The organism is Halostella sp. PRR32 (genome assembly GCF_034808085.1).
In the GTDB taxonomy this organism is placed as follows: domain Archaea; phylum Halobacteriota; class Halobacteria; order Halobacteriales; family Natronoarchaeaceae; genus Halostella; species Halostella pelagica.
This window is the reverse complement of the sequence record NZ_JAXHGL010000005.1, coordinates 146,802-163,563: the sequence shown is the minus strand read 5'-3', so window position 1 is coordinate 163,563 and position 16,762 is coordinate 146,802. Positions and strand designations below refer to the sequence as shown.

29 protein-coding genes are annotated in these 16,762 nt (G+C 63.8%); 4 read left to right on the top strand and 25 right to left on the bottom strand.

Annotation, left to right across the window (positions count from 1 at the left end):
* Positions 1 to 5: 5 nt before the first annotated feature.
* The gene (locus SM753_RS16500; RefSeq protein ID WP_323192456.1) at positions 6 to 1,250 is read right to left on the bottom strand and encodes a PQQ-binding-like beta-propeller repeat protein; all 1,245 of its coding nucleotides are present in this window, start codon (positions 1,248 to 1,250) and stop codon (positions 6 to 8) included.
* A gap of 102 nt (positions 1,251 to 1,352) precedes the next feature.
* Between SM753_RS16500 and SM753_RS16495 the strand changes: the two genes are divergently transcribed.
* Complete coding sequence (locus tag SM753_RS16495) at positions 1,353 to 2,738, top strand: hypothetical protein (RefSeq protein WP_323192455.1); 1,386 nt, start codon at positions 1,353 to 1,355, stop codon at positions 2,736 to 2,738.
* 49 nt (positions 2,739 to 2,787) lie between these two features.
* On the opposite strand, the gene SM753_RS16490 is transcribed toward SM753_RS16495, so the two are convergent.
* From SM753_RS16490 to SM753_RS16470, 5 genes are all read right to left on the bottom strand, one after another.
* Positions 2,788 to 3,852, bottom strand: coding sequence for an iron transporter (locus tag SM753_RS16490; RefSeq protein WP_323192454.1), 1,065 nt, complete (start codon positions 3,850 to 3,852; stop codon positions 2,788 to 2,790).
* A 77-nt stretch (positions 3,853 to 3,929) separates the two neighbouring features.
* Positions 3,930 to 5,231, bottom strand: coding sequence for a Tat pathway signal protein (locus SM753_RS16485; protein ID WP_323192453.1), 1,302 nt, complete (start codon positions 5,229 to 5,231; stop codon positions 3,930 to 3,932).
* A 349-nt stretch (positions 5,232 to 5,580) separates the two neighbouring features.
* Positions 5,581 to 6,636, bottom strand: a complete 1,056-nt coding sequence (locus SM753_RS16480) for a tyrosine-type recombinase/integrase (RefSeq protein WP_323192452.1) — start codon at positions 6,634 to 6,636, stop codon at positions 5,581 to 5,583.
* Positions 6,633 to 7,055: a DUF5805 domain-containing protein gene (locus tag SM753_RS16475; RefSeq protein ID WP_323192451.1), complete on the bottom strand. Its 423-nt coding sequence runs from the start codon at positions 7,053 to 7,055 to the stop codon at positions 6,633 to 6,635. Before SM753_RS16475 ends, SM753_RS16480 begins: the two co-directional genes overlap by 4 nt.
* A gap of 250 nt (positions 7,056 to 7,305) precedes the next feature.
* On the bottom strand, positions 7,306 to 7,458 hold the full coding sequence (locus SM753_RS16470; RefSeq protein ID WP_323192450.1) for a hypothetical protein: 153 nt from the start codon (positions 7,456 to 7,458) through the stop codon (positions 7,306 to 7,308).
* A 45-nt stretch (positions 7,459 to 7,503) separates the two neighbouring features.
* Here SM753_RS16470 and SM753_RS16465 point away from each other — a divergent pair, with 45 nt between their 5' ends.
* Positions 7,504 to 7,764, top strand: a complete 261-nt coding sequence (locus SM753_RS16465) for a hypothetical protein (RefSeq protein ID WP_323192449.1) — start codon at positions 7,504 to 7,506, stop codon at positions 7,762 to 7,764.
* A gap of 235 nt (positions 7,765 to 7,999) precedes the next feature.
* On the opposite strand, the gene SM753_RS16460 is transcribed toward SM753_RS16465, so the two are convergent.
* The 11 genes from SM753_RS16460 to SM753_RS16410 form a co-directional block, all read right to left on the bottom strand.
* A complete protein-coding gene (locus tag SM753_RS16460; protein ID WP_323192448.1) occupies positions 8,000 to 8,572 on the bottom strand; it encodes a hypothetical protein in 573 nt (190 codons plus the stop codon).
* A gap of 111 nt (positions 8,573 to 8,683) precedes the next feature.
* Positions 8,684 to 9,232, bottom strand: coding sequence for a 3'-5' exonuclease (locus tag SM753_RS16455; RefSeq protein WP_323192447.1), 549 nt, complete (start codon positions 9,230 to 9,232; stop codon positions 8,684 to 8,686).
* Positions 9,225 to 9,545: a hypothetical protein gene (locus SM753_RS16450; protein WP_323192446.1), complete on the bottom strand. Its 321-nt coding sequence runs from the start codon at positions 9,543 to 9,545 to the stop codon at positions 9,225 to 9,227. The genes SM753_RS16455 and SM753_RS16450 overlap by 8 nt, the downstream gene beginning before the upstream one ends.
* Positions 9,542 to 9,964: a hypothetical protein gene (locus SM753_RS16445; protein WP_323192445.1), complete on the bottom strand. Its 423-nt coding sequence runs from the start codon at positions 9,962 to 9,964 to the stop codon at positions 9,542 to 9,544. Before SM753_RS16445 ends, SM753_RS16450 begins: the two co-directional genes overlap by 4 nt.
* Positions 9,957 to 10,313, bottom strand: coding sequence for a hypothetical protein (locus tag SM753_RS16440; protein ID WP_323192444.1), 357 nt, complete (start codon positions 10,311 to 10,313; stop codon positions 9,957 to 9,959). Before SM753_RS16440 ends, SM753_RS16445 begins: the two co-directional genes overlap by 8 nt.
* Positions 10,306 to 10,782 (bottom strand): hypothetical protein, encoded by a 477-nt coding sequence (locus tag SM753_RS16435; protein ID WP_323192443.1) that lies wholly within the window; start codon positions 10,780 to 10,782, stop codon positions 10,306 to 10,308. The genes SM753_RS16440 and SM753_RS16435 overlap by 8 nt, the downstream gene beginning before the upstream one ends.
* Before the next feature lie 2 nt (positions 10,783 to 10,784).
* Positions 10,785 to 10,937, bottom strand: coding sequence for a hypothetical protein (locus tag SM753_RS16430; protein ID WP_323192442.1), 153 nt, complete (start codon positions 10,935 to 10,937; stop codon positions 10,785 to 10,787).
* Positions 10,937 to 11,389 (bottom strand): hypothetical protein, encoded by a 453-nt coding sequence (locus tag SM753_RS16425; RefSeq protein WP_323192441.1) that lies wholly within the window; start codon positions 11,387 to 11,389, stop codon positions 10,937 to 10,939. The genes SM753_RS16430 and SM753_RS16425 overlap by 1 nt, the downstream gene beginning before the upstream one ends.
* Positions 11,386 to 11,535, bottom strand: a complete 150-nt coding sequence (locus SM753_RS16420; RefSeq protein ID WP_323192440.1) for a hypothetical protein — start codon at positions 11,533 to 11,535, stop codon at positions 11,386 to 11,388. Before SM753_RS16420 ends, SM753_RS16425 begins: the two co-directional genes overlap by 4 nt.
* Positions 11,535 to 11,753: a helix-turn-helix domain-containing protein gene (locus SM753_RS16415; protein ID WP_323192439.1), complete on the bottom strand. Its 219-nt coding sequence runs from the start codon at positions 11,751 to 11,753 to the stop codon at positions 11,535 to 11,537. Before SM753_RS16415 ends, SM753_RS16420 begins: the two co-directional genes overlap by 1 nt.
* 315 nt (positions 11,754 to 12,068) lie before the next feature.
* A complete protein-coding gene (locus SM753_RS16410; protein WP_323192438.1) occupies positions 12,069 to 12,263 on the bottom strand; it encodes a hypothetical protein in 195 nt (64 codons plus the stop codon).
* A gap of 122 nt (positions 12,264 to 12,385) precedes the next feature.
* Between SM753_RS16410 and SM753_RS16405 the strand changes: the two genes are divergently transcribed.
* Complete coding sequence (locus SM753_RS16405) at positions 12,386 to 12,565, top strand: hypothetical protein (protein WP_323192437.1); 180 nt, start codon at positions 12,386 to 12,388, stop codon at positions 12,563 to 12,565.
* 184 nt (positions 12,566 to 12,749) lie between these two features.
* Here the strand turns inward: SM753_RS16405 and SM753_RS16400 are convergent, their stop codons facing one another.
* From SM753_RS16400 to SM753_RS16365, 8 genes are all read right to left on the bottom strand, one after another.
* Positions 12,750 to 13,805, bottom strand: a complete 1,056-nt coding sequence (locus tag SM753_RS16400) for a Cdc6/Cdc18 family protein (protein WP_323192436.1) — start codon at positions 13,803 to 13,805, stop codon at positions 12,750 to 12,752.
* Between the two features lie 131 nt (positions 13,806 to 13,936).
* Positions 13,937 to 14,161: a hypothetical protein gene (locus SM753_RS16395; RefSeq protein WP_323192435.1), complete on the bottom strand. Its 225-nt coding sequence runs from the start codon at positions 14,159 to 14,161 to the stop codon at positions 13,937 to 13,939.
* Positions 14,154 to 14,825, bottom strand: coding sequence for a helix-turn-helix domain-containing protein (locus SM753_RS16390; protein ID WP_323192434.1), 672 nt, complete (start codon positions 14,823 to 14,825; stop codon positions 14,154 to 14,156). Before SM753_RS16390 ends, SM753_RS16395 begins: the two co-directional genes overlap by 8 nt.
* On the bottom strand, positions 14,822 to 15,040 hold the full coding sequence (locus SM753_RS16385) for a hypothetical protein (protein WP_323192433.1): 219 nt from the start codon (positions 15,038 to 15,040) through the stop codon (positions 14,822 to 14,824). Before SM753_RS16385 ends, SM753_RS16390 begins: the two co-directional genes overlap by 4 nt.
* Positions 15,033 to 15,344, bottom strand: coding sequence for a hypothetical protein (locus SM753_RS16380; RefSeq protein ID WP_323192432.1), 312 nt, complete (start codon positions 15,342 to 15,344; stop codon positions 15,033 to 15,035). The genes SM753_RS16385 and SM753_RS16380 overlap by 8 nt, the downstream gene beginning before the upstream one ends.
* Entirely contained in the window at positions 15,341 to 15,604 is a 264-nt protein-coding gene (locus tag SM753_RS16375; protein ID WP_323192431.1) for a hypothetical protein, read from the bottom strand. Before SM753_RS16375 ends, SM753_RS16380 begins: the two co-directional genes overlap by 4 nt.
* The gene (locus SM753_RS16370; protein ID WP_323192430.1) at positions 15,604 to 15,825 is read right to left on the bottom strand and encodes a hypothetical protein; all 222 of its coding nucleotides are present in this window, start codon (positions 15,823 to 15,825) and stop codon (positions 15,604 to 15,606) included. Before SM753_RS16370 ends, SM753_RS16375 begins: the two co-directional genes overlap by 1 nt.
* Positions 15,822 to 16,331 (bottom strand): hypothetical protein, encoded by a 510-nt coding sequence (locus tag SM753_RS16365; RefSeq protein WP_323192429.1) that lies wholly within the window; start codon positions 16,329 to 16,331, stop codon positions 15,822 to 15,824. The genes SM753_RS16370 and SM753_RS16365 overlap by 4 nt, the downstream gene beginning before the upstream one ends.
* A gap of 189 nt (positions 16,332 to 16,520) precedes the next feature.
* On the opposite strand from SM753_RS16365, the gene SM753_RS16360 reads away from it, so the two are divergent.
* On the top strand, positions 16,521 to 16,760 hold the full coding sequence (locus SM753_RS16360) for a hypothetical protein (protein ID WP_323192428.1): 240 nt from the start codon (positions 16,521 to 16,523) through the stop codon (positions 16,758 to 16,760).
* Positions 16,761 to 16,762 lie beyond the last annotated feature (2 nt).

The window sequence follows — 16,762 nt, the reverse complement described above, 5'->3', positions numbered from 1 at the left end:
CTCTGTCACTCGCTCGAAAACGAGAACGCCACGACGCGCCCGTCCCCGTAGATCACGTACGGGTCCGGCACGCCGTCTCCGTCACCGTCGGCGAGCGTCGGGTGCGTGAATATCGCCACGTCGCGTTCGTAGGAGTCGAGTACCTCGCCAGAGTCGGGGTCGACGACCGAAACGACGCCGTCGTTCGTAACGGCGACCAGTTCGGGGTCGCCGTCGCCGGCGATGTCGCCCATGCTCGGGGGCGGCATCATCTGGACGTCGGCGGTGGTCAGCGTCGTCGACCACTCGGTTTCGCCGTCGGTCGCCCGCAAACTCCGGAGGTCGCCGTCGCGAGCGACCGCGTATATCTCGCGGCTTCCGTCGCCGTCTCCGTCGCCGGTCGCGTGCACCGCGGCGTACTCGCCGAGGTCACGCTCCCAGACGACGCTCCCGTCGGTACCGTCGACGAGGGCGACCGTCCCTTCCGTCGACGCCACGATGATTTCAGTGCCGGTTCGGTCCGGAACGTCGACTGTCGTCATCCATGTGACTGAGCCCTCGACCGCATCGGTCTCGTTCCAGCGAACCCGACCGTCCGACTCGTACAGTTGCACCGTGCCGCTCCGGAGTCCGACGACGAGTTCGCTCTCGCCGTCACCGTCGAAGTCGGCGACCGACGGTTGCGCCCAGGTGTACGAGTCGAGGCGGTCGGTCCAGCGCTCCGTCCCGTTCGGTTCGAGGACGAACACTGTCCCGCGCACGTCTACCACGACGGTTTCGCTGCTCCCGTCGCCGGTGAGGTCATCGACGACCGGCTTCGTGTACCCGTACGAGGTCAGGTCGTGGCGGAACTCTACCTCGCCGGTGTCCGGGTCGTGCGCGGTGACTGTCTGCTCCGTGGTCGCGGCGAGAACCTCGACCGTGCCGTCGTCGTCGTAATCGGCGAGGGTCGGGTCGGCGACGGAGTGGATAGTGCAGTTAGCGGGCCGGATCTGAGACTTCCACTCTCGACTGCCGTTCTCGTCGTGGAGCGCGACGAGGCTGCACTGGTCCGTCCCGCTGGTGCCGCTGATCGGAGCGTACACCATCGCCGAACCGTTCACGGTACCGACAGCGGTGGCGTGGTGGTTCCCTTCGATGCTCCGCGCGGTGTCGCTAACCCACCGCTCGGTCAATGTCCCGTCGGGCGTCCCGCCGCTGACACCGAACAGGGCGACACCGCCGAGTACGAAGACGACGAGCAGCAGCGCCGCGAACGTCCGGAGTCGCATACGCGGCGGTTCGAACCGCTCGTGGTAAAGCTTACACATGCGAGAGCGGGTTTCGACGGTTGAACCAGCAGTTACTTCCGCCCGTCATCGGCAGATTTCCGTATGCGGTGGCACGTCCGGATCTCGTCGGCGGTGATGAGCGCGGTGTTGTTCTCCGGTGTCGCGAGCGCGCACGGCGTCGGCGGCACCCGGTTCGACGCGCCGCTTCCGCTTTCGCTCCTGTTCGTCGGCGCGGGGGCGACTGTCGGTCTGACCGCGGTGTGGCTCGGTGCAACGGGCACCCGACTCGACGGCGTCCGCGCCCGACGACTCGCGTCGCTCTCCCCGAAAACGGCGACCGCCCTCCGTGGCGTCGCCCGCGTCGCGTTCCTGGTCGCGTTCGTCTGGGTCCTCTACGCGGGGCTGTTCGGAAAGCAGGTCCGAGCGGAGAACTTCGCCACGGTGTTCGTCTGGCCCGTCTGGATACGCGGCGTAGGGCTGGTCGCGGTCCTGTTCGGGAGCCCCTGGCGCGCGCTGTCCCCGTGGCTGACCGTCTACGACGGCCTCGCGTGGCTCGAAGGGACCGACGTTTCGCTCGTCGGTGCGTATCCGTCACGGCTCGGCGAGTGGCCCGCCGTCTTCGGATTCGTCGCCGGGATCGGGATCGTTGAGAACCTCACTGTGATACCGCGCTCGCCCCGACTCACCGCCACTGTCGTCGCCGCGTACGCGCTCGTGATGGTGGCCGGCGGTCTCTGTTTCGGCCGCGAGTGGTTCCGCCGGGCGGACGCGCTCGACGTTCTCTATCGACTGTTCGGCCGGGTCGCCCCGGTCGCCGCGACCCGCGATGCGGACGGCGGGATCCGGTTCGAACTCCGGGCCCCGTGGCACGGGACCACCGACGGCGTTTCGGATCTCTCGGTCACGGCGTTCGTCGTCGCGACCGTCTACACCGTCAGTTTCGACGGGTTCACGAGCACGTCCGAGTATCAGACGATCCTCTTCGACGTACGGGAAGCCCTCGGCGTCGGCCCGGTCGTTTCGGTGGGGCTGTACGCGGTCGGGTTCGTCGGGTTCCTCGTCGCGTTCGCACTCGTCGCCGCAACGACTGACCGACTGGTAGGCAACAGCGAGTCGTGGCGGACGACGGCCTGCGCGTTCGCGCCCACGGTGTTACCGATCGCCGTCGCGTACGAACTCGCGCACAACTACCCGTACGTTCTCCGCAACGCGGGCCAGTTGGCCGCGGTACTCGGGCCGTATCTCGGGTCGGCCACAGACGCGATCGAGCCGCTGTGGTGGCTTTCGCTCCCGGCGTTTTGGTGGTCACAGATCCTCCTGATAGTCGGCGGCCACGTCGTCGCCGTCGTCGCCTCCCACGAGGTCGCGCGACGCCGATACGCGACGCGGTCGCTCGCTCGCCGCGCACACCTCCCGCTTACCGCGTTGATGATCGGGTACACGGTGCTTTCGCTCTGGATCGTTTCCCGACCGGTCGTAGCGGGCTAACCGCGGGACTCCGTCGTCGGGCCCGGCCGGGCGGGATCGGTTCCGAGAGTCACGAAACGGTGAACTCGATGGGGTCCATCTCCACGAACGCCGTCTCGTACCCCTCGTGCCGGGACACCTGCGGGGGCGTGTCAACCGTGATAGTCACCGCGTCGTCGCTCTCTATCCCGTCGAGAAGCGCGCCGTAGTGGTATCCGATATCGGGATGGACCGCCTTCGAGAGCGCGCCGTCGAATCGGGGTTCGCCGCCCCGTTCGACCGTGCCGGAAAGCGACATCATCGGAAGCGGCACGCGGTTGAACGGCGTTCGCGGCGAAACGGCGAGGTAGGTGCCCGAACCGTCTGTGAACGACGGATCTCGAACGGCCGTCACCTGAAAGACGGCGTCGCCGCTCGTCGCCTCGGTGAGGTGGTCGCCGGGCATGGCGTCCGGTTCGGGAGCGACGGAAACCGGGGCCATCTCCATTTCCATCAGGTCGACTGCGCCCCGTTCACCCTGCTGGTTCTCGAAGGTCTCGAACCTGAGTCCGTCCCGTTCGTCGACGCTGTACTCGAACTCGACGGTCCCCGACGCGCTCTCCTCGAACCGTCCCTCGAACGGGCCGGGCTTGGAAACGTTCATACTCCCGATGTCGAGCGTCACGTCGTACGTTCCCTCGCCGTCGAGCGCGAAGTTATCGCCGTAGTGAAAGCCCATGTTCTGCGATATCATCGGCCAGGGCGGCTTCTCGGTCACTACCTCCCCGTCCTGTTCGACCGTCATCGAGAGGCCAGACCCGACTGGCAACACCGTCCCAGTCTCGTCGTCCCACACCGATGCCATCAGGTGGATATCGTCCTTGTCCCTGATCGAAACCTTCTCAGTCGTCGTCCCAGTGACCGTCCAGAACCGGTGCGGGAACGAGTACATCAGCCCGATAGTGTAGTCGCCCGCGGCGGTCATACCGATCATCTCCATGCCCTCGACGTGGGTCGGGAAGTACACCGCGTCCGGCCGGTCCTCGACGACATCGGGGACGCTTCGGACCGACTCCGTCTCGAAAAGGGAGTTACAGCCGGCGATAGCCACCGCACCGGCGAGAGACGTACTGGCGAGAAACTCGCGTCGTTGCATAGGGAAACGCTAGTTACAAGGGCCGAAAAGTCGTTCTGGTACAGTTGACGAAAGCCATCGGGGCAGGTCCGGTTTACCTACTCCGGCTTCGGCGACGGGAACGCTCGCAGCGAGCGCGGCGGGATCAGGAAGTTCCCGCGGCGCTTGACGGACATGTACCGGAGGATCCCGTTGTTCGTCCGCTGGCCGACCGCGGAGTTCTCGGCCAGGTCGGTGCCGTTCATCGCTTCGCGCGTGTCGACGAAATCGCTGATCGACCGCTGAAGCGAAACGAAGTGTAGTCCCGCCTCGCCGCCGTTCGTGGAGTCGAAATCCCGTCGAAGGATGATCGGGTCGTCGTCCTCCCGCGCGCGCGCCGCTTTCTGCGAGTGGCCGACCATCCCCTTCGTGCGGGCGTGTTCCTCGACGTTCTCGACGCAGTCGCCGGTTATCTGCGTGTCCTCTCCGAGGTTCTCGCCGGCCCCCTCGACCTTGTCCTCCTCGGCGTGGACCGGACAGAACATCTTGGCGACGCGCTGGTCGCGGCTGTCCTGTTCGTACCACTGCTGGAGGTTCAGCCGGATCCGGGACAGTTGCTTCGTGGTGCCGCCTGCGAACGGTCCGTCCTGAATCGTCACGCGTTCCTCGCTGGCCTGGTTCTTCTCGAACCCGGACTTGAATCCCATGTACAGCGGCGCGTCTTCCGGAACCGGTTCCGAATCGGGAATACCCCTGACGTCCTGGTTCTCTGCAGGGAGTCCTTCGCCGACGAAGCCGGTCCGGCGTTCGGCCTTCTCGACGACGCCGTCGACGGACGTCTCCGTTTCGACGCCATTGAGTTCGTCCAGTTCCCCGAACAGTGCCTCCTCGGCTGCGAGCGCTACTTGCGCGTGGTCGCTGGCGAGATGCAATACGGCGTCGTACTCGTCGAGCGCGGGATCTTCGAGCGGTGAAAGCGCTCGCGGCTCCGGAAGGTCGATGGATTCGGGAAGCGAGGCGTCGTACCTGGCGAAGTACGACGGCGAGTAGCCGAGCGTGAACAACAGCCCCGCGGTGTCGCGCTGGTAGGCGCGTTCGAGGTCCCGAAGCGCCGTTTCGAGCGTCTCCCGCTCCCGTTCGGATGGCGTCCCGTCTCCCGAATAGTCGAGCATCAAAACGACGTTGTGGGCGGGTGCCAGGCGATTCCCGTGGGTGTCGGTCGACAACAGTTCGTTCCAGGCGTGCTGGCGCTCCGACAGCGCCGAGAGGTCCGACGGACCCTGCGGAACGTCTATCTCCTCTTCCTCGCCGTTCCCGTCCCGCTCCATACAGGCGGCCAGCGCCGCGGACCCGCCGATGGCGACCGCGGATTTCGCGAACTCCCGCCGAGAGATCCCGCGGTTCCTGTTGGGTGAAGGCATTGACCGGACTAGTGTCTTAATCAGAAAGGGCGTTCTGGTGCAGTTCTCGAAAGCCGCGCCGTACCGCCGGGTCCTCGTGGTAGGCAACTCGTGGAAGGCAAGTACTGAGCCGAGACATACGGCGAATCCCTGTCTCCTTGACTCGGCGGTCAAGCCGCCGGGACCAAGCGTGGAGTAGTCGGACGTGGTCCATCTCTCCCTGACTTTGCAGGTGGGCGCCACATAGTTTCGTCTACGCTGATCTCACTAGTTCTCTCCCCCAACGTTCGATATAGCGATATTCGATTTACCCGTCTGTCGACCGACGTGCGAATATCGGGCCGTACGGTCCTGAAGTGGAGAACCGCGTTCAGAGGAGGGTGTACACGTTCGATTCGTACGTCTCCCGGACTCTGTCGCCCCAGTTGTGCGTGTAGGTGTCGATGATGTCCTGTGCGACGTCGCCGCGTAGGTACTTCACGACGCCGCGGTCACCCGTGCGGTCCCGAAGATGAGTCGTGAAAAAGTGCCGAAAGTAGTGTGGCGTCACGTTTACCTCGGCACCGCCGCCCGACTGATACCACCCGCGGTTCCTGGCGTACCCTTCGACGGCGTGATGGACCATATCCGGTGTGAGTCGACTCCCCCAGTTGCGACTCGTGCTGGTAAACAGCGGGTCGGCGGGCGAGTGGGCGTCGGGGCGGACGGCGAGCCATCGACCGAGAACCTGACAGAGTTCGTCGTCGACGGGGATCACCGTCGCTCGCTTGCGTTTGTTCGACGCTGTTCGTTGCTCGCCATTCGTCACGGCCCCGCGAGCGGGATCCGCAGCGACGTACAGCGAGTCCGGTCGTTCGGCGAGTTGCGCCCGTGTCGGGGCATCGTCATCGTCGTAGGGTATCTCCGAGAGGTGCACGTCGCGGCGGTCGAGGTTACAGAGTTCGCCGACGCGCATTCCCGTTTTGAGGAGGACCACGATCACGGCCTGATCAAGCGGATGCGTAACGTCGGCGACGAACGACCGCATGTCCGACAGCGGAATATCGCGTCTGGCCGGGTCAGTGTCGATGGTTTCGTCCATCTCCTCTACGACCAACGTCATCGGGTTCGATTCGAACGCCCCCACCTGTGTCATGTACGCGTAGAATCGGTGGAGGTAGGACGCATACGTCGCCACCGTACTCTCGGCGACGCCGTCGCGGATCTCGTGAACCCAGGCCATACAGTCCCTGTGCGTGGCCGCCGACAGCGCTGTCGAGGTCCCAGACGGACTCCGGTCCGGATCCTGCAGAAACGCCTCGAAACGCCGTAGAACCCGCTCGTACGCCTCTTGAGTCCGGTCGCTCTTGCCGTGATAGGCGACGTCTTGCAGGAAATACCCGACCGGATCGTCGACGTCGCCCGGTGCCGGGCCCGTCGTACTCATCCGTCCACCCGAGTGTATCCGCCGTGGCGACCGCTGTATCGAACCTCGTCGTCCCCTTGGAGATCCTGCAGGGTATCTTCGAGTCGGCTCTCGATGTCGCCGGTCACCGCCTCGACGAGTTCGTCCCAGTCGAGATATTCGCCGTCATCGAGCACCGTGAGGACCCGGTCATCGAGGCCTTCACCCCCAGGGGTAGCGTCCTCGGAAGGCCCTTTCTCCGAACTTGACCGGTCAGATTCGTTTACCCCGTCGCCGTCTGCGGGTTCGAACCCGCAACGGCCGGCCTGGACCATCGACCGGACGAATTCGCTCCGACTCATGTCCAGTTCGTCGGCGTGGTCGGTCCAGATCTCTTTCTGGTAACGAGGCACGTACGTCTTGACGACGGTTCGCTCCGTCTCGTCTCCCTCGACTGCCATGATGACCGCCTCGTTTTCCCTCCACATTAATCTGTCCCAATACCACAAATAAGAGAGTTTATCTGGACTACTGGACCCATATTTTCGCACCCCGAATCGCCAGCAAGCGCCGACCCGGTGGTGCATGGTGCACTACTCTCAAATCGCCGATTATCTGCACCATGTACCAGAAATGCCGGATTAGACGGGCGGGTAATCCGACCTTGAACCGGCTGTTCGCGCCCTCGAACCGCGGGGGTAGTCACGTCGATCATGCGGTCTCATCTCCGAGGAGCTCGCCGGGATTTTCGAGGTCGTTGTACAGCTGCGCAGCGTCGGCCAGGGCGGCGTCGAGATCGCCGTCGTCGTGGCGCTGAGCAAGTTCCAGTGCGACATCGTCCGGCAGGTCGGCAACAACCTTCATCGCGCACCACCACCATTTACGGTGTATGGTGCACTGGTCGCGGGCATGACGCGCAAATACGGCGTCTCCGTCGATGACGAGACTGGCGGCCGGATCGAACAGTATCGCATCCGCGAGGATCCCGAGACCGGCGACCAGGACATCGTCGGCCGCTCGAAGGCGGTCAGAGAACTCGTCAATATCGGGCTGGCCGTCACCGACGTTATCGAGGACAGCGACGACATCTCGCTCGACCACGGGAAACCCCGAGAGGCGTTCGCTCGGCAAGCGGTGCTGAACGAACTGCGGCGTGGGTCTGAGGAATGACGCTCTGTTCTGCTTGACGCAACGCTTATTTTGCGTCGGGTTGTGGGTTTGCATAGCTGTTGGCTGGACGACAGCGCTGCCCCCGAGCTCTTATCTCGGGGGGTTGTTCCCAACCCGAAAGCGGCAGCGCTGTGTCTATCCTTGGTGTACTGTGCACTATCTGATAAACCCACCGCCCGTGCGGTGGTGCTGTACTGTCTCATAAACCATATGTCGCTATTATAGAATTGGGGGATCATACCTGTTCCTCCGTTGAAGCTGTCTGATAGTCGATACTGACCTGACACCACGGACAGGCCGCCGTCCGCGCCGGGTCGAACGCCTGTCGACACGCCCGACAGCGCTCAAGATGCCCGGTTTCCAACCGACCGCGTCCGTAGATGGGGCGCTTGACCGTCCGGGCGACGACCTCGTCGCCGTGGATGTTGACCGGGAGCAGCGCCGCCGTCGGCGGATGGATCCGCGCGGGCTGGTCGGTATGTGGCCGACCGACGTGGATGCCCTCGACGAGCGCTCGGAGCGCGTGGACGGGGCGACCGACGCGCTCGCGCCAGCGCTGGAGAGCGTGATGAGTCAGGCGGAACTGCCGGGCGAACTGGCACTCGGGACAGCGAAGCCACGCCTCGACGGCCGCGCCGTCGCGAGCGTCGCGGCGGGTGACGACCGCGACGCCCTGGCGGCCGGGGCAGTCAGGACAGCCCCACTCGACGTGGTGCTGGTCCGGGCGCTGGAGGCGATAGGTGCGCTGTGGCGTCGGGTCGATTGTCTCGACGTAGCGGCCGACCGGGTCGGACTGGCTGGCCGCCATCTCAGAGCACCCCCAGCACGTAGGCCAGTGAGCCGCCGAACACGAGCACGAAGAACGCGACCAGCAGGAGGATCGCCCCGCGGATGTCGCTCGCTGTTGGGGTGTGGCGAGTCATCGCGACTCACCGTCCTGTGGGGCTACCGTGCGTAGTGAGCGAAGCGTCTCACTCACAATCCGGGCTTGGTACTTTGCGTCGTCGAGGGCGTCATGCTCATCCCCATTCATCTCGACCTCCGCAGCACAGGGAAGCGACCGAAGCGTGCGAACGTCCCGTTGGTCGCGGAACTCCCACGGTTCAGTCATCCCGGCCGCGTCGAGGGCTGCTTCCAGATGCTTGCAGTCGAACGACGGCGAGTTCGCCCACACTTCCGCGCCGTTGGGGAACCAACAGTAGAACGATCCCAGAACATCGGTAAGCGAGTCGCCACCGGTCAGTACCCCGGTTACAGCCTCGTCCTGGCTGAGCCACCATTCGAGGGTGTCCGCGTCGATCTGGAGGCCCGCTTCTTGGCAGGATTCGAGGCTGATCTCGCGGTAGAACTCGTCGCCGAGTCCGTTCTCTGAGAACGTCACCGCGCCGATGCTGAGGATAGCCGACCCGGGTTCGAGACCCAGCGTCTCGATATCGACCATCACGCGCTCAGTATCGCTCTCAGGCATCGGCGAACACCTCCTCGGGGTCAAGTCCCGCCTTCCGAAGGTGTTCCTCGTCGATCTCCTCCAGTTTGGATTGAACCACGTCGGACGCCTGCTCTTGGTAGCCGTCCTCGTCTTCGAAGTCGTAGTAGCCGATGCTGACGTTCATCTGCGTGAACCGATCCTCGATGGACTCCCGCTCTTCGTCGAACCGCATCTTGTGGCAGGCGGTCTCCTCGTTCTTCGAACTCGGTGTCTTCCGTTGACTCGTCACCTCTATCTGACCGACCCTGTCTTCGTTCGGGTGCTCCGTGATGAGGTAGAAATGCTTCCTCATCGCGAACCACCCGGGATGCAGTCGGGGCAGTCCCCGATAACGGTCTCGTGATGCCGTGCGCACCGACTGATGCGCTCGCGGCGGACGATCGGCTCGCCCCGGCGCGCTTCGAGGACGCCCCAGATGAGTTGCCGCGCGTCACGCAGCTTGCTCGGACACAACGGGATGCGGTCGTCGGCAGTCTGGAGATGGTCGTCGACGTCGCTGAGGAACTGGCGGTAGCTCCCGAGCAACAGCCGTCGGCCCTGTAGGTCCTCGACGATGCGGGCGGCCAGATGCGCGCCGACGGCCGCCTCCGCGCAGTCGAGGTCGGCGAGTGCGTCGGCGACATCGCGACAGAGCGCCTCGATGTGGTCGAGGTCGTCGCCGATGCCGAGCTCCGCGGCGGTCGCGCCGACGCGCTCGTCGGCGTCACTCATGCGGTTCACCCCCGACGGCCCTGAGCCGTCGAACGTCGTCACGATACGTCTCGTCGCACTCGCCGGGATGGAGCGGCCATCCGTTCTCGGTTTCCGGAGGGTCGTCGACGAGGATCTCCTCGCGGCACTCGAAGCACCGCCAGGGTTGACGCGTCCCGAACGTCTCGTCGAGGCGGGCGGCGTCGCGGATCCGAACCGGCAGGCCGACGCACCCGTTCGGGCACGCCAGACCGATCATGTGCGCCGGGACGTTCTCCCGGAACTCGACGCGGAGGTCCTCGTTGCAGTCCGGACACTGGTAGATCGAGATGACGTCGCCCGCCTCATCGGCGTACTCGGCGTCACTCATCACAACCGACCTCCGCGGCCTCGAACAGCCGGCCCCACGAGACCTGCGCGTACTCGGCGCGCCCGGGGCCGCCGTCGAGCCAGGACGGAAGTAATTCGTCGACCAGCGACGCGGGGATGGCCTTCAGCGCGTGGATCGCCGATTCGTCGTCGCGGTCGCGGACGGCGAACAGGTAGACCCCCCCCATAGTCAGCAACTCAGCGTGCTGTTTTGCGCGGACGTAAAACCGCCCGCGCTGCCCGTCCGCGTACGAGCGTGCGGCCGACTTGATCTCAACACTCGTCCCGCGCTCTACTAAACAGGCCCCAGCCATCGGGAGCGTCTGCGCGTCGATGGTCGTGGTCGCGACAGCATCGTAGTGTTCGGCGACGTCGTCGGGGACAAGCCCCAGCGCCGGCACGCGACGGGCGATGGCGGTTTCGATCCGCTCGCCGACGCGCTTGTTCGGCGCACGGGAGTCGCTTGCCATGCTCATCGTTCCTCCCCGTTGTCGGTGTTGATGACTTGGACCTCGGTCGCCCCCGCCAGCACAGCGCCAGCGGCGGTGTGGATCGCGTCGTACTCGGCGGTTTCGTCGTTGCTACACTCCCACTCCTCGCCGTCGACACGGACTCGAACCGCCATCACTCGTCACCTCCGTCGCGCTCTGCGACGATCTCGACGGCCCGTTCTTCGCAGTCCGTGCAGAGCCGGGCGGCACGCTCGCCGACGTCGCGCAGTGTCGTCGGCTCTGTCTCTCCGATGGGCTCCCCGGGACAGAGCGGGTTCGCATCGTCATCGACGATGTGCCAGATATCGGGCTGGTCGTCGCCGGTCTGGGTCACGCAGACGTCGATCTCGTCGGCGTCCATCGCCGCGGTGTACGCGACGAACGTCTCGCCCCACAGGATACACCCCGGGACATCGTGGACGCCGGTAAAGCCCGAGCAAAAGCCGCCCTGGACCTCGTTGTGCATCGAACACAGCGGGAGGCTGCAACACCCACAGCGATGATTGTGTGCGCCCTTGCCGCACTCGATGCACGAGTTCTCGGGCGAGGTGACGCGGCGTTCGCGCGGCGTCCGGCGGGCGTTCATGCGTCGTCACCCCGGATCGTCCGGACCTCGCCGACGCGATTCCGTGCGTCCTCCAGTACCGCCTCGACTTCATCGAGGTCGGCGTCGCCGGCGACTGCCGTTTCGAGCGCGCTGTCAACCGTGGCGCGGAACTCGTCGGCCGACATCACGCACCGACCTCGTTGAGACCGATGCCGTGTCTGTCCAGGTAGCGGTAGATGGTGTTCGGATGACACCCCATCGCGCTGGCCATCTCCGCGGGCGTCAGGTCGTCGTCGGCGAGGTCGCGCATGATATCGGCGACCTGCCAGGGCCACGGGTGGTCGAAACTATACTCGTCGCGTAGGTCCGGATCTTTATCGTAGTTGGAGCTCGTTGTGGTCATCGTCCTCAGTCTGGTGCGTGTGTTTGCTCGCGCTGGGGGCCGCGGTAGCCGGGCGCGCCGGGCTTTGGTCAGTGTTGGCGCGCTCGGAGGTAGCCGCGAACCTGATCGGTGATTTGATGCCTGGGTATAAAAAGCAGGATTGAACTTCCGGGAGGATTTCCGCTCCTGGTAAGTGGCGCTTACTCGGCGTCGTCCGGTCGTAGCAGGTCTATTACTAACCTGCTGGGGGTGAATTTGCATACGTTGTCTGGTCCTTTGCTGGCTCGCGTGGGGGCGCGGGCCGGTCGTCGTTAGTTCGTGAGCGGTGCGTCTCGGCTACGCGTCGGCGGGTTCGGCTTCACTGTCGCCGTTGAGGATCTGGTCGATGTGGTCAACGCCGTACTGGCAGACCTGGCGAAGCAACTCTGACTTCGTCATCTTGTGTTCGTACGCGAGGTCCCGGAGTTCATTGTCAAGCTGACTCTCAGCCCGGAACCCGATGAACTCCAAGTCACCCTCTTTCTCTGACACACACGTGTTTAACAAGCACTGTGTTAAATAGTTAACGCTGTTTCACCGTTTAACACTTTCACAGAAACGGCGTTCCTTGGGGCTACCCTTATACTGTGGACGGGTTAAACGATTAAACAGCAATGGCAGAGAAGGAATACATCGGCGTCCGTGTTGATGAAGAGAAAAAGAAACGGATCGAGGATCAGTTAGAATACGGCGACTCCCTCAGCGAATGGGTCCGTGAAGCGATTGACCAACGGCTTGAACGCGATGAGGCGGATGAGGGAAATCAGAACCCTCCGACGATGACGGCTGACTGAATGGGATTCCAGCGCGCCCCCGACACAAGTCGTTGTTAACAATTCAACTCATTGTTAACATGTTAACAACCACTCGGAGGGGGATCCCACACTAGAATGTACATTTCCACACTCAATGTACATTTGTACATTTACCCTGAAAGGGGGTAGTGTTGTAGAACGTAGTGGCGTTAGACATCGCGAATCACGCCGAGACGGACTCGATGGAGATCTGCGGTGCGATCGCCTCATCTTGGACCCGATAAACCCGGTGCCGCGAGTCGCCCGTCCAGTCGATCAAGCCGTAGCGTTTGAGCTTCGAGAGCTTGCTCCGACGCGCCCGCGGGGTGAGTGGCATCAGGTCCCGACCCCGATACCGGTCCTCGGCGGCCTCGTATCGGTCGTGCAACGCGCCGGCCTTGATCTCCCCGGCACTATGAATGATCGCGTACAGCAAATGATGGTGAAACGGGAGCGAGTACAGATTCGATGTCCGGATGCGCGTCCGAGCGCGCTCGTATCCGTCCTCGACGTCATCATCAGTCAGCTCCGAACGGCCCTGTTCCTGCGCTCGCTCGACCGCCGCCTTGAGCGTCTGGATCCCGTCGCGAGCGACGCCGGCAACCGTGTCGGAGATGTGTTCGAGGCGCTTCCGGGGGACCGTCCCCGACAACCCTTCCCGGACGCGAATTTCGAGGATATCGGCCAGTTCGTCGACGGTGTAGCGTTCGAGGCGAACAGTGTCGTCCGACCGAAACCGGGTCGTGGAGTTGCCGAGTCGGGCCTGCCAGTCTTCGACGTCGTGGCAGATGATGACGGTCGAGATCTCGGGGATCCGGTCGAGATGATCAAGTGCGGCAGTATCCGGCAGACCATCCGCTTCGTCGAGCACCAGGATGTAGGGCCCGTCGACGCAGTCGCGCAGCTCGTTGCGGAGGGCCTCGGTCGTTGCGTCCTCGGCGACCGCTTTCGGGCCGCCTGGATGCTTGCGGAGGGCCGTCCGGAGGATACCCCGTGCTTCCAGCCCGAGACAGCGGATGTACGTGCGATGAACGGCCGTCTGTTCCTGGAGGCGACCGATGGTGTGGCGCGCCAGGACGGTTTTCCCGACCCCGCTGGGGCCGGTGAGCAGGACGTCGAGCGGGCGCTCGCCGCGGAGGGCGGGATTGAGCGCACGCGAGAGTTGCTCGACCTTGCCATCGCGATGGGGGAGTTGCCGGGGGACAAACTGGTCCTCGAAGACCTCCGGTTTGATAATCATGTAAAGCGCTGACGGGTTGACAGTATTTAAAGCAGGTTGCCACTTCCGGGAGAACCACTGGCGAAAATCCTTAACCAACACGGCAGCGTCGCCACTCGCCGGTGTTGGTTAAGACAAAAAGAACTCGTCCGTCAGTGCGTCTCGCGCCAGTACCGCGAGTGAACGTCCGCCTGGTCGCACTCGTCGTCGTGATCGATCTCGTCGACGTTCATGGCCGACGACCCGCACGCCATGCACTCGACCTCGCCAGTGAGCGCTTCGAGTGGGAACCCGTCGACGGTCGGCGGGCTGTGTGAGCGCAACAAGCGGAACTGGGTTGTCGGGTGGGTGAACGATAATGGGTCTTCGTCATTCATAATTGGGCCTCCATTCGTATTCTGAATCGATGTGTTTGTTGATGTGTTCAGAGCGCGTTACTGGTTCGATGTTTTCTGGTCGGTTGTCCCACGGGATCTGATTCTTGTGGTGGATGTCCTTCCCCTCGATCTCACTCAGTCCATATTCGACAACTGCCAACAGCCGGTGGGCTTGCACAGTATAGTGTCCCTCGCTCGTCCCGCCTTGCCAGCGTTCGTATCCGTTATGATCGGTGAAGAACGTGGGCGGGATACGATACAACCGTTCGACCATCTTCTCGTGACGGTCTCGAGTGGGGATATCGAATTCAGCAAGCCAGTACCCGATCGTCGATGACGAACATCCAAACTGATCGGCGATGGACTCCATTGACATCTCTTCCTCAAGATACAGCTCACGGAGCGTCTCCTCATCGGCGTGGTCCCCGGGCCGTTCGGCTGCTTCCCGCCGATCTATCCCGTGGTTTTCAAGCCAATCTGCGACGGCCCGGCCACTGCACCCCAGTTTATCGCCAATTTCGTAGATCGTCAGCCCCTGCTCGGCATACAATTTCACCAACACCTCTCGGTCGGTCCAGGGTTTGTCATGATCCACGTTCTGGTGCCCAGCCAGCGCCTGCTGCGTCGGGAACTCCCGGCCGCAGGTGTCGCAGGCGTGCGTCATGGCCCTCGGAACACCTCCGCCGCTTTGCAGTCGGTCGCGACATCGGCGTTGTCCTCGACGACCAGGCCGGCGACGATCTCCGACCCGACGAATCGCCACTTCCCCTCCGTTCGTCGCTCCTCGACACGTTCCCAGCCGCCCGCATCGCGACGTTCGAATCGCATCCGCCGCCGGCAGTGCTCGCCCGACCACTCGACGGTCAGGCCCTCACTCATCGTCGCCCTCCGCGTTACGATACTCAGCGACCCACGCGTCGACGTACTCCTCGACCGCGTCCTGGAGCGGCGCATCGTCGGTCGCGACCGCGCGGAACAGGTTGGCGCGCGTCTCCTCGGCGATTTCGGCGTTGCCGGCGACCTCGCGTTCGAGTTCGTCCGCGAGCCAGCGCACTTCGGCGAGGCGCTGGTACGTCTCGTCCTGCTCCAGTTGCTCGCGTTCGCGGTGGGTCAGATCCTCGCGGTCACGCTCGGGCTGGTACGGATCGGACCCGGCGTACTGGAGTCGGTGTTGAAACGTCATTCGCCGTCGCCCTCCTCACGAAGTTGCGCGGCACGCTCCTCCAGCGCGAGTTTGAGCTTCTCCCGCGCGCCGCCGGCGAACGTCCCGACGTGACCCTCGAACTCGCCCTCGTAAACATCGAGCGTGGACAGCTGAAACGCGATGACGCCGAACTGTTCGTCCGCGACGAGTCGCTGGTGGTAGTCGAACTCCTCGTCATAGTCAGCGAACTCCTCGACGAACTCCCCGGCCGCTTCGTGGGTCTGGCGGCGTTGCACCATCAGTCATCATCCTCCGTGGGTTGGATCGCCCGCAGGTCGTCAGCGTACTCGCGGAGGTACGGTTTCAGCTCGTCCAGGTCGGCTTTCGCTTCGCCGAGCGTTTCGGCTTTCACCTTCGCCTTGATCTTGTCCTGGTCGCGGGTGCCGCTCCCGCGTTTCATCTCTATCTCGACCGAGACGCCGACGTCCGTCCGCTCCACCTTCTCGTCGACGTCGGTCATCGGTCGTCCCCCTCGGTCCGCGCCCATCCACGGCGGTCGGCCACGTACGCCGTCCAAGTGCGGACGTCCTTGCCGGGCTCGTCCTGGTCGACCTCGCGATCGACCTCGCCGGCGTCGTCGTAGACACGCACGACGTTGTCGACGGGGTCCCAGATGTGGCGGTCGCCGGTCTGGTCCACGCCGAGAACGCGCTCGCCGTCCAGCACGGCGGCGACCATGCCGACCGGGACGACATCACTCCGGTCGTAGCGGTCGAACGTGACGCGAACGCGACTGTGGTCGTCGACGAGTTTCCGCGGGGCGTCGATCGTCGCGGGGAGCCGCTGGCCGCGCCAGTACGGGGCGTCGGCATCTCGCTCGTGTACCATCGCACGCGCACCGTCCAGTCTCGCGACGGTTGCGTCAGTGTCTATCTCTCTCGTTTCGATGCCGTTGACTTCGGTCGTGGTCCGGGCGACAGGGGCGTCGTCACCGGAACCGTTATTGGCGTTCTGTGGCAAACTCATAGTGCTTCTTTCCGGAAGCGCGGGTCGGTGCTTGTGACACCGGCCCGGGGAGTTTCTCCCGAGCGCCCCGCGCTTCACATGAGTTACTTCTATCGCCACCCACTTAGTCTTAACGGACCGTAAAGGTCTATAGTACTACTACCAGTAAAGATAAGGAGTAGCGGCGGGTACTAAACACGTGGTAGTCGCATGAATCACCAAATGGCTGTGAAGATGGACGACACGATGCGGGCGGTGCTTGATGTCTTCGTCAACACTGGCGGTTACGCGACTACCGGTTACATCGTAGACGAGATCGGGAGCACGCGCCCGACAGTGACGAAGCGCCTCGACCGGTTGTTTGCTGCCGAGTGCATTGAGTACGTCCACGAACCAACCGCCTTCTGGCGGCTAAACCAAGATCCACGAGAAGATAACAACGATGCCTAAAA